Consider the following 10,825-nt stretch of genomic DNA (forward strand, 5'->3'; position numbering starts at 1 on the left):
AGTTTGATTAGAACTAAGACTGGTCAACTATAGGCTTTTGCAAGCCCCCACGATCGATGATCGTGGTGGGATGTTGACAGACTGTTTTTTCTTACTGGTAGTGCTCAACTTTCTATAATAATCAAATTTCTGCCGATTGGGAATATCTCTAGTTATAGAGCGATCGCACAGGTTAGTAAATATTATATTTTGAATTACGCAAAGGTCGTTTATAATTTGTTTTAATTTTGCAATTAATTAACAATATTTATGCTGCCTAAACTGCTAAACATCTTAAGAATATTACCTGTTTGTGTTGTTGGATCTCATTTGTTACCGCTTGTTTCTAATCAAGCCTTAGCTAGTGATTTAATCATGGTAGGAGGAGCATGGGAATATCCAGAAACAGGAGATGCTTATGGGATATCTATGTACGATCAGGTAGTAGAACTTGGGGGCAATGGAGATCCCAGTCAAGCAGTAATTAGAATTTTTACTACTGCTTCTTCCAGTGAAAGTTCAGCCACTAGTAATGGTCAACTGTGGGTTGAAGATTTTGTAAGTTTGTATAATCAAAAATATCCTCAATTATCCCCTGATGTTGAGTGGGTTCCTTTTCATATTGATAATTGCGCCAGCATTAAAAACCAAGCTAATTCTAATGTAATTGATGCCATTAATGAAGCCAACGCCATTGTTTTTGGCGGTGGAGATCAATCTCTAATCACCGAATGTTTCTTTAATGAAGATGCTGCCACTGAGACCAAAACCAATACCGAAGTTTTTGACGCATTAGTTAATAAATTTAACAACGACGATATAGTGGTTGCAGGAACTAGTGCAGGAACAGCGGTACAAACCAGTGATGCGATGATCACAGAAGGTGAAAGCTATGAAACACTCTTAACAGAACCCAATCCTTTCGTTGGTTCACCACCTATTGTTAGAGACCCATACTATAATCCCTTAGGGGGTTTAGGTTTATTTCCTTATGGAATCACAGATACTCACTTTAGCGCACGAGGTCGTCAAGGTCGCTTAATTCGAGTGGCCGCCGAAACTGGAGTAAATTTAGGTTTTGGTGTTGACGAAAACACAGGACTATTGGTAACTAATGTGGGAACACCCACAGCCCAAATGGAAGTACTCGGAGAAAAAGGAGTTACTGTATTTGATTTGTCTGAAGCTATAGTTCAAGAAGGAGAATATTTTGAAATCGAAAATGTCTCGGTCAGTTATTTAACTCAAGGGGATATTTTTGATCCCAACACCAATACATCCTTTTTTCCTAGCAAAAATCCCTTAAGTTGTTCTGAGAATACTCAAGCTTTAACTTCAAATGATATTTTTAGCTATCGTTCTACTCCCGGAGAAAGTGGTACTAGAGACAATCCTCGTGAATTTGTTAAAGTATCCACCTCATTGTTTGCTAGTTGTGAGAATCTGACACAAGGGCGTAGTTTTGAGAACAATCCCACTTTTCAGGTGACTATGACTGAAGATTCTCTGCTAGGTTCACAAGGTTACATAGGACTTGACAACCAAGGCGCTGAGAGGCTATCTTATACTAACTTAGATGTAGATATAGCTCCTGTACAGGTAGTTCCTGAAAATACTGCGGCTTTTGGATTATTTGGACTTGCATTTTTAGGAATAGGAAAAAAATGGAGCCGCAGAAAAAAATAAAAACTTTAAGGCGATCGCTTTCAACGTGCAAATCCTCAAAAACTTAATTTATGCTACCTTGAAAGTAAAACCTAAAACTCAAACAGGCCAAAATGAAAGCAGTTACCAGTAACCAAGCGAAAGAGCAATTAGATGAATTAATTGAGCAAGTAATTCTTGATGTTGAGCCGACAATTGTTTGTAATGATCAGGGAAAACAAGCTGTGTTAATGTCTTTAGAGGAATTTAACTCTTGGAAAGAAACCCTATATTTATTATCAAATCCTGCTAATGCAGACCATCTCAATGAATCAATTGAACAAGCTAAATCAGGACAGAAATTGGTAAAAGAATTAAAAGAATTAATTGATTAGTGAAAATTACTTTTACAGAAAACTCTTGGTCCGATTATATATGGTTACAAGAAAATGATAAAAAGCTTTTAAAAAGAGTTAATTTGTTGATTAAAGATATTATTAGGAATCCTTTTGACGGAATTGGTAAACCTGAACCTCTCAAAGCAAATTTATCAGGATATTGGTCAAGACGTATTAATTATGAACATCGTCTAGTTTATCAAATATCAGAAAAAGAACTAACTATTATTTCCTGTAGATTTCATTATCAAAAGTAAGTAAAAAGTTTAAGGCGATCGCCCTTTTGAGTAATGAGTTTTGAAGTAATAAGTAATGAGTAAATACCCTCATCAATGGAGCTATCCTTTATAAACATCTTTATTAACATAAAACTTGATAAAAACACCAACTTGTGGATTAGTGCTTTTTCAGATTTTGTTTGAGAAAATAATGTATAAAAAAATACATTATTTAGCAAATTAAGTAATTTTACTGAAAAGGATTCTCTTTGCTCCCGTGCTCCGGTGCTCCCTTGCTATACAAGGAGTTCACGAGTTGCTAATAAAGGATAGATTTATGGGGAGGCTTTAAACCTTCAGCTAGTATTGGTAAGTAAAAAGTTGAACGCGATCGCCAATTCCGTATCTTCTTAAGCTACTTTTATAATTTTAAAATGTGATATTTTGTGTGGCAGTAGCACAAGCTATTGTAAAATTAGTCTTGGCAAGACTGTAATTACAAATATAGAACAATGAGAATTCTAGATATTGCACCGATCAACTTTAACTCCCGTCGCTACCGTCGCTATCACGATGATGTTTTAGTCACAAGACAAGCAGTTGAGTTATCCCTAAAAGATTTGATGTCAAGAGATACAGCTTTTCTAGAGGTAAAAGTATCTGGGGAATTAAACCTAGTCACGGAAACTACTCCCCTTAGTCAGCAAACTCTGATACCTGTTGAGGAGTTACCAGAAACCCTAGTGATTCAAGCTAATACCTACAGTGAGAAGATAGAAGATCGTACCCTAGATTTCTATCTTTTTGACCAATCAGAAAGAATTATTGGTATTTATTACCTTTCTTTTACGGTTTTGCAAGTTTGTCTAGATGTAGATGCAAATCGTGATGGTGTCGTAGAAGAGAATAATCCTCATAAAGCTGACTGGCAACCAGGAAAAGATGGCTATGGGGCAATTCTTCTAGCCAATAGCGATCGCGATTATTACTACGCTAATCGAGATATTGACTTTGAAGATCGTCATCTAAGTAGCCCTTTGGATTTGAAAGATTGCAGTTTAATGGTAGTTAGACGTATAGGACCTAGGCGATTACCTAGCGACTGTGATTTAGTAGTTTGGGTAGATGATCAAACCTCTCGTTATTTAAGAATTTTTACGGAATTAGATAGCAGTGGTTATGAGTTACTAGGTCCCGGCAAGGCTGAAGGACGCCTCAATCCCCGGGATCTCAATCAAGATCTCTTTTTAGCGGCAGAAGGCATTCATTACCCTGATCGCGATTTTGATGGGGCAATTTTTATAAATCTTTCCCTAGTTAAAAATAGAGAGACCATTTATACAGATAGAGTAAGATTACAGGTAGCCCCTTGGTTAATGACACCCTGTACTCAAAGTGCTCAAACAGTTTACATACTAAGGACTGCCTCTGGGTCGAATGCAGAACTGATTGAAGCAGTACGACAAGTAGCAGGGGAAGCTAAAGCCCAAATGGAGGTAATTCTACCGGATAGATATCAAGGCGATCGCTGGATGCAAGATGAAATAGAAATCGGTTACAGCGAATCTCCTGGTCATTTTATGTACGTTGTCTTGGATTCACCCCGCGATCGCGGTCTAGATGAATTTTCTCAAGAAGAATTACTAGGAAATGATTTCGGCTTGATCACTATCTTTGATCGGGATGCTACCACTCTAGATTCTTTCGGTAATTTAGAAGTTAGTCCTCCTGTAACTGCTAATGGTGTTGATTACCCCCTCGGGAGGATTCTCTTTGGTGGCGATCATCCTGATGTACCAGAATACTCTAGTCGTATGGTAAAAGTAATTAGAGACTTTCTCTACGCTCAAGTTATTCAAAGTCCAGTAGAATTATTTTCTGACTGGTTAGATGTGGGACATATTGACGAATTTCTTAGCTTTGTTCCCACCCCCACTCCTCTTGGCTTTAAACTTCTTTTAGCTAGTCCCAATAGAACTTACAATATTTTAGAGGGTCTTGCTGACCAAGGACAGGGAGATTTATCCCTCCGTACTAGTAAAGGTAGAATTAGCATTAGTGATTTATTGAGCGATACTGAATTAAAACAAGATAATCATCGCTTTCAAGACTATATCAATCTAAATCGTCAAATTCTTACTAAAGAACTGGGATTAACCCCTGAAGATATTCTCGATTTACCTGCTTTATTCTTCCCAGTAGGCACAAAAAGACGCGCTGAGACTTATTTTCCCAATGTAGTTAATATGTTGGTGTTAGATCAGCATCTAGCCATACCTAAACCCTTTGGTCCAGTTATTGAGGGAGAATGTCAGATTGAAGCCGATGTGAAAAAAACTCTAGAACCATTTGGCCTTCACTGTCACTTTATCGATGATTGGGAACCCTATTTTCTCGGTAGAGGTGAAATTCACTGCGGTAGCAACGCACGCAGAAAACCCTTAACTACTAAATGGTGGGAAGTGAATTTGTAGTGTCATCTGTTCGCAAAAGAATCTTAAGTATAAATACTTAAGTATTGCTGAATAAATTTAAAACTCTGAGATGGGATAGGTTTGAGCTGGTTTTAAAGTGCCAAGTAGTAGGGGCGCAAGGCTTGCGCCCTCTCTCCGCAAGGCTTGCGCCCTCATGTATTATGCTCTATAGCAATGAGCCTTTAATTCTTTACTTCAAAACTCATTACTTATTACTCATTACTTCAAAACTCAAAAGGGCGATCGCACTATACCCCAATTTGATATCATACTTTTATTCATCTATGATCAAAGAAAAAATTTACCATAATGAGTTGGTTAACTTATTTATTTTTAGGATTAACTTTATTATCAATTATTTATTATGGATTTGCTATTTATACGGCTAGAGATTTTTTTAAGCAAAAATCCTCTGGGAAAAATTATAGTAATTATAACTTTTATCCACCAGTTAGCATTCTTAAACCAATTTGTGGACTAGAATGGGAAATAGAAGCTAGTTTAAGTTCTTTTTGTCAGCAAAATTATCAAAATAAATATCAAGTTATTTTTTCTGTACAAAATTCTGAAGATCCCTGTTTAAAAGTCTTAGAAAAAATAAAAAATGATTATCCTTCGGTAGATATAACTATAGTCACCAATGAAAAACGAATTGGTAATAATTTTAAAATTAGTAATTTAGCAAATGCGCTAAAATATGCGAAGTACTCCTTGTTAGTGATAGCTGATAGTGACATACAGGTTCAATCAAACTATTTACAAGAAATAGTTCAACCTATGCAGGATAAATCCGTAGGCTTGGTAACCTGTTTATATACCTCATTAACTAAGGGTTTTTTAGCAGGATTTGAATCTTTAGAAATTTCTACTCAATTCCATCCTAGAGTATTAACAGCCTGGAAAATAGAAGGTATAAGTTATGCTTTTGGCGCAACTATACTGATTCGTAGAGAAATTCTTCAGCAAATTGGTGGATTCAAGGCGATCGCCGACTATTTAGCTGACGATTACCAATTAGGAAACTTAGTAGCTAAACTAGGTTATCAAGTTATTTTATCTAATTATGTAGTTAATCATCGCTTAGCTGATGTTAATTGGCGCAGTTTTTTTCACCGTCAAAGTCGGTGGGCAAAATGTGTCAGAGTTGAGAGATTTTGGGGTTATTTAGGACTTATTTTTACTCAAGGTACAGTAACTAGTTTATGTTTATTAATTATTACCAATGGTTCCCCGTGGAGTCAAATAGTTTTATTAATTACTTGGAGTTTAAGATGGTTGATGGCTATGATCGTAGGAGTATTTTTACTAAAAGACCAAGTAGCGAAAAAATATTTAATTTGGGTCCCGATAAGAGATATAGTTAGTTTTTTACTCTGGGTATATAATTTAGTAGGAAATACAATTAATTGGCGAAACTATGAGTTTACTCTGATTAAAGATGGTAAATTAGTAAAATTGTAAGGCGATGGGCGAAGATGTTTTACCTGGGTTTGTTCTAAATATTTCATTGATAATTAGTCATAAGTAATAAGTAATGAGGGCTATAAACTCAAAAAAGGACAAGAGTATTATTCTCAAGCCTTAGATTTTTTCCAATATTCATTATTTTTTATCTCTGCTAAAGCTTTGCATCCTTTGTCTCACAAAATTTATTACTTATGTATAACTACCATATAGAAATAAAGCTAAAATTATAGTGTAAAGCATTGGGAGTAAGCATGGGACGGCTGCGAGAGAAAGAATGCGATCTTTGCCACACATCTTCTAAAGTATTGTATCGAGTGCAGATTGATTCCTCACAGCAGTGGTGTTTTGTTTGTCTATCTTGCTGGCAAAAGGTTCACGAAAACAACCCTCACTATGTTTATGGTGGAACTTGGAAAGCTAGAAAACGTCATTGACTCACACCAAAGCATCAAAACCCAAATGTTACTGGTGGATGAATCTTGAAGTAATGAGTAATGAGTCTTGAAGTAATGAGTAAAGAATTAAAGGCTCATTGCTATAGCATAATAAATGAGGGCGCAAGCCTTGCGCCCCTACTACTTTGCACTTTTTTCAAAAGAAAACAGCTCAAACCTATACCAAATCAGAGTTTTAGATTTATTCAGCAAGCCCTAAACAAAAATTAGTATTAACCTGAGTTAAGTTTTAATAGCAAATCCGACTTATAAAACCCCGATGAGTTTGTAGTAGGGCTTTAGCCCTATCATACTATCCAATCTTACCAATAAAATTCAATCTTTTCTGCATGTTTTGGACTAAAGTCCAACTACGAACCTCGTTTTTAACTCGAATGCGAGTATAAATCGCTTGACAAATTGTCGAACTTTTGACCGCGGTTTAAAACAAGATAATATTAGTAGATTCTAAAGTCGGTCTACCTTCTAATGTAGCAATATTAGTTAAATCACCTTCATCTAAGTAGGCTAAAGCGCCATCACTAGTGGCATACACTACCCCTAAGGTAAAACCAGATTCTATATCCTCTATATCTTCTACAATTAAAAATTGCTCTTCATCTAAGACACCAGTATCCAAACCACCACCAAAACCAGAACGAGATAGGGAAATAAAATCCGCACCAGGATTAAAGTCCACAATTGTATCTCCTCCGTGTCGGATACTATCATACAAGAAGGTATCCCGTCCTAATCCTCCTTCTAGTAAATCGTTAGCAAAATTACCAATTAAGATATCATTACCACTATTACCCAGGAGGCGATCGCTTTGGCGTCCACCATCTATAGTATCATTACCACTCCCTCCACTAAGACGGTTTCTAGAATTAGTTCCCGTGATGCGGTTATCTAGAACATTCCCAATACCGGCCACAAAGCGATCGTCATCTACGATTAAATTCTCCACATTGCGACCTTGGGGACCTAAAGCCCAACTTACAGAAGAGATAATAGTATCAATACCGCCTTCTGCATTTGGTTTTTCATTTTCTATTACATCGTTAACGGAATCAACATTATAGGTATCATCTCCATCACTCCCCCGCATAGTATCATCACCAGTTCCACCATCGAGGAAATCATCTCCCGCGCCACCAATCAGAAGGTCATTGTCTGAAGCGCCAAAGAGTTGATCATCATTGAAGCCACCATTGAGAATATCTTCGCCTCTATTGCCAAAAATAGTGTCATTTCCACCCAAGCCATTGATGGTATCATTAAGGTCTCCTCCAGAGAGTCGATCACTTTGGTTAGTACCATTAATCAGTGGAGTTAATTCTACAGCACCAATGTCTACAGTATCATTAAAAATACGTGTTTCCCCTCTTTGGTCTGTAGTCACATCATCAGGTATTAGGTCGTTGATTCCTCCATCAATAGCTGAACTATTGGATTGTAGCAAATGGGTTTGAGTCGGTCCTCCATTGTTTGCTAAGTCTCCTAATAAGGGGTCTTCTATCGCCGTAGAATCTTTTGTTTCAGTAAATACACGGGCAGCAGTGCCAAAACCAATGAGATTTCCTCCTAAACTTCTAAAGGTGTTAACATCATCATTGAAGTCTATATCTGAGTTGACATTACCAGCAATAATGGTATTGCCGATTTGAGACAAACCAGATGTTCCACTAACATTTATACCACTACCCTGAGTGTAGGGAGCTTCGTTATTAGTAATGGTACTATTAGTTATATAGCTTGTTGCACTTAGTCCTCTAAAATTTATTCCTCCTCCATAATAGGTAGCAGAGTTACCGGAGATAGTTGTGTTATTGATAACTGAATTGCCACTAAACGTATTTAATCCACCACCGTTACGATTAGAAGAGTTGTTAGATATAGTGGAGTTGCTAATAGTTAAACTGCTGCTGCTTGTATTTAATCCACCACCGTAATTAGCAGCAGAGTTGTTAGATATAGTGGAGTTGCTAATAGTTAAACTGCTGCTGCTGGCATTTAATCCACCACCGCGGTCACCATAGTTATTTTCTATTGTAGAATTTACTATAGTTAAAGTGGTACTACTTACTTGTAGACCACCACCACTTCGGGAATCATTGGTTTGACCATTATTTTCTATTACAGAATTAGTAATTCTGCTAGTGGAGTTGTTTAATATAATAGCTCTATTACTACTGCCTGAAATGATACTATCTTCTAGAGTCAGATTTTCTACACTAGAAATACTTGTCAAACCATTAATAATTCTTATATTCTCAATACTAACTTCGCTTTGGACATTTCTTAAACCATCATCGATACTAAAGATAACAATTCTATTTTCATCACTATTTCCATCAATAGTCAGATTTTCAGCATCCACTCCAGTAATGATGACATCATCAACAATTTCTAAAGTTTCACCTAAACTTAGAGTTATAGTACTATTCGCTAAACTTGGATCAAACTCAATTCTATCTCTCCCTGGTACCGCATTAGCGCGATTAATTGCCTCTCTCAAAGAGACACCAGCAACATTGATACCATCATTCTCATCTTCTACGGTATTAACTATAATAGTTTCTTGTAAAATTCCGGCATAGGATTCAGTAACCTCAGGTTTAAATATAATATCTGCAATAACATCACCTTTGGTAACTTCTAGTTCCCAGTTACCCCCATAATCCTCATTCCCTGTTAAAGATTCAGAGGCTAGAATAGTTGCGCCTGTGATTTGGTGTAATTTTTCGATCAACTCACTACCTGCATCACCTGCGGCTACTTGACAACCATAAATAAGAATAGTGTCTAATTGCCATTGCTCTAAATACTTGGCATATTTATATATATTATTAAGATTAAGTTGAGTATTTCCTATATATAGACATCCTGGACTTCCATGAGAAACAAGATGTAGAGTTTTAACAGATTTATTGAGATTTTGAGATATATATATTATTCCATCCTGATTATGAGGAATTATCAAAGTTGAAGTTGCTTGATTAGTACCATTAATTAAATCATCATAGTTAGAAATATTACGGTCAATAAAAAGGGCACAGGTGGAGTGAGAAAAATACATTCTTTCAATACCTTGAGTATATTTTATTTAATCATGGCTATATTACACTGAAAATTATAAATTGTAAGAAATTTTAACTCTTTTTTAACATCAGATAGAGTTGAAGCGATCGCCACAGATATTTAAAACTTTAATAGAGATTAGTCGGTCGAGTTAATTTAAGATAGAGAAAAATCGAAAAAATGAGAGCCGATGAAACATATACTCTTGAATTTATGTGTATTGATTTTAGCAATCACCATAGGAATCGCTCCCGCAGCAGCTACGGGAGTTTATGACATACCCATTCCTGATGCTTCTACCTGGGTAATTGACCAAGCAGAAGCAATTAGCCGTACTAATGAAAATCAACTCAGTGAGAAACTCAAAAATTTAGCTGCTAATAGCGATAATCAAATCAGAGTAGTCCTAGTACGTCGTTTAAACTACGGAGAAACTATAGATAGTTTAACCGAAGATTTATTTAATAGTTGGTATCCTACCCCTGAAGACCAAGCAAATCAAACTCTATTAGTTTTAGATACTCTAACTAACAATGTGAGTATCCGTAGAGGAGAAGAAGTTAAAACTATTCTAGATGAAGAGACAGTTGACAGTATTCTAGAAGAAAATATTCGTAGACAGCTAAAAAAAGATAACAAATATAACCAAGCTGTATTAGATGCCAGCGATCGCTTAGTAGCCATACTCTCAGGAGAACCAGATCCTGGTCCTCCCCAAGAATTACAAACTGAGATTAATATAGAGAGTAATTTCAGCGTACCGGAAGAAACAGAAGAAAGCAATGCAACTCTATGGGTAATCGGTTTATTAGTTCTAGCCACCGTCATTCCCATGGCTACTTACTTTTTTTATGCAGGATTCTCTAATTAGGGTCTGTTGAAAACTTAAATTTTGGTGGGGAAATAGGCTTTAAGGCAAAAGTGTATAAACATTTTATGCTATTTAAGTGCAACATGGGGCGCAAGCCTTGCCGGGGCGCAAGCCTTGCCGGGGCGCAAGCCTTGCCGGGGCGCAAGCTTTGCTGGGGCGCAAGCTTTGCCTGGGCGCAAGCCTTGCCTGGGCGCAAGCCTTGCCGGGGCGCAAGCCTTGCCGGGGCGCAAGCCTTGCCGGGGCGCAAGCCTTGCCGGGG

General features: G+C 36.9%; 8 protein-coding genes. 7 read left to right on the forward strand and 1 reads right to left on the reverse strand.

Going from position 1 to position 10,825, the window contains the following annotated elements:
* The first annotated feature begins 249 nt into the window (after nucleotides 1–249).
* From MW688_RS15675 to MW688_RS15700, 6 genes are all read left to right on the forward strand, one after another.
* A complete protein-coding gene (locus MW688_RS15675) occupies nucleotides 250–1,665 on the forward strand; it encodes a cyanophycinase (protein ID WP_486736948.1) in 1,416 nt (471 codons plus the stop codon).
* A gap of 92 nt (nucleotides 1,666–1,757) precedes the next feature.
* Complete coding sequence (locus MW688_RS15680) at nucleotides 1,758–2,018, forward strand: type II toxin-antitoxin system Phd/YefM family antitoxin (RefSeq protein WP_486736949.1); 261 nt, start codon at nucleotides 1,758–1,760, stop codon at nucleotides 2,016–2,018.
* The gene (locus MW688_RS15685; RefSeq protein WP_486736950.1) at nucleotides 2,018–2,278 is read left to right on the forward strand and encodes a Txe/YoeB family addiction module toxin; all 261 of its coding nucleotides are present in this window, start codon (nucleotides 2,018–2,020) and stop codon (nucleotides 2,276–2,278) included. The genes MW688_RS15680 and MW688_RS15685 overlap by 1 nt, the downstream gene beginning before the upstream one ends.
* A 473-nt stretch (nucleotides 2,279–2,751) precedes the next feature.
* Nucleotides 2,752–4,713: a protein-arginine deiminase family protein gene (locus MW688_RS15690; protein ID WP_486736951.1), complete on the forward strand. Its 1,962-nt coding sequence runs from the start codon at nucleotides 2,752–2,754 to the stop codon at nucleotides 4,711–4,713.
* A gap of 309 nt (nucleotides 4,714–5,022) precedes the next feature.
* Nucleotides 5,023–6,174, forward strand: a complete 1,152-nt coding sequence (gene hpnI / locus MW688_RS15695; protein WP_486736952.1) for a bacteriohopanetetrol glucosamine biosynthesis glycosyltransferase HpnI — start codon at nucleotides 5,023–5,025, stop codon at nucleotides 6,172–6,174.
* Nucleotides 6,175–6,431: 257 nt separating this feature from the next.
* Nucleotides 6,432–6,614, forward strand: a complete 183-nt coding sequence (locus MW688_RS15700; protein ID WP_486736953.1) for a hypothetical protein — start codon at nucleotides 6,432–6,434, stop codon at nucleotides 6,612–6,614.
* Between the two features lie 442 nt (nucleotides 6,615–7,056).
* Here the strand turns inward: MW688_RS15700 and MW688_RS15705 are convergent, their stop codons facing one another.
* Nucleotides 7,057–9,693 (reverse strand): DUF4347 domain-containing protein, encoded by a 2,637-nt coding sequence (locus tag MW688_RS15705; protein ID WP_486736954.1) that lies wholly within the window; start codon nucleotides 9,691–9,693, stop codon nucleotides 7,057–7,059.
* A 192-nt stretch (nucleotides 9,694–9,885) separates the two neighbouring features.
* Here MW688_RS15705 and psb32 point away from each other — a divergent pair, with 192 nt between their 5' ends.
* On the forward strand, nucleotides 9,886–10,566 hold the full coding sequence (psb32, locus tag MW688_RS15710; RefSeq protein ID WP_486736955.1) for a photosystem II repair protein Psb32: 681 nt from the start codon (nucleotides 9,886–9,888) through the stop codon (nucleotides 10,564–10,566).
* The last annotated feature ends 259 nt before the right edge of the window (nucleotides 10,567–10,825 follow it).

Source organism: Johannesbaptistia floridana, assembly GCF_057440575.1.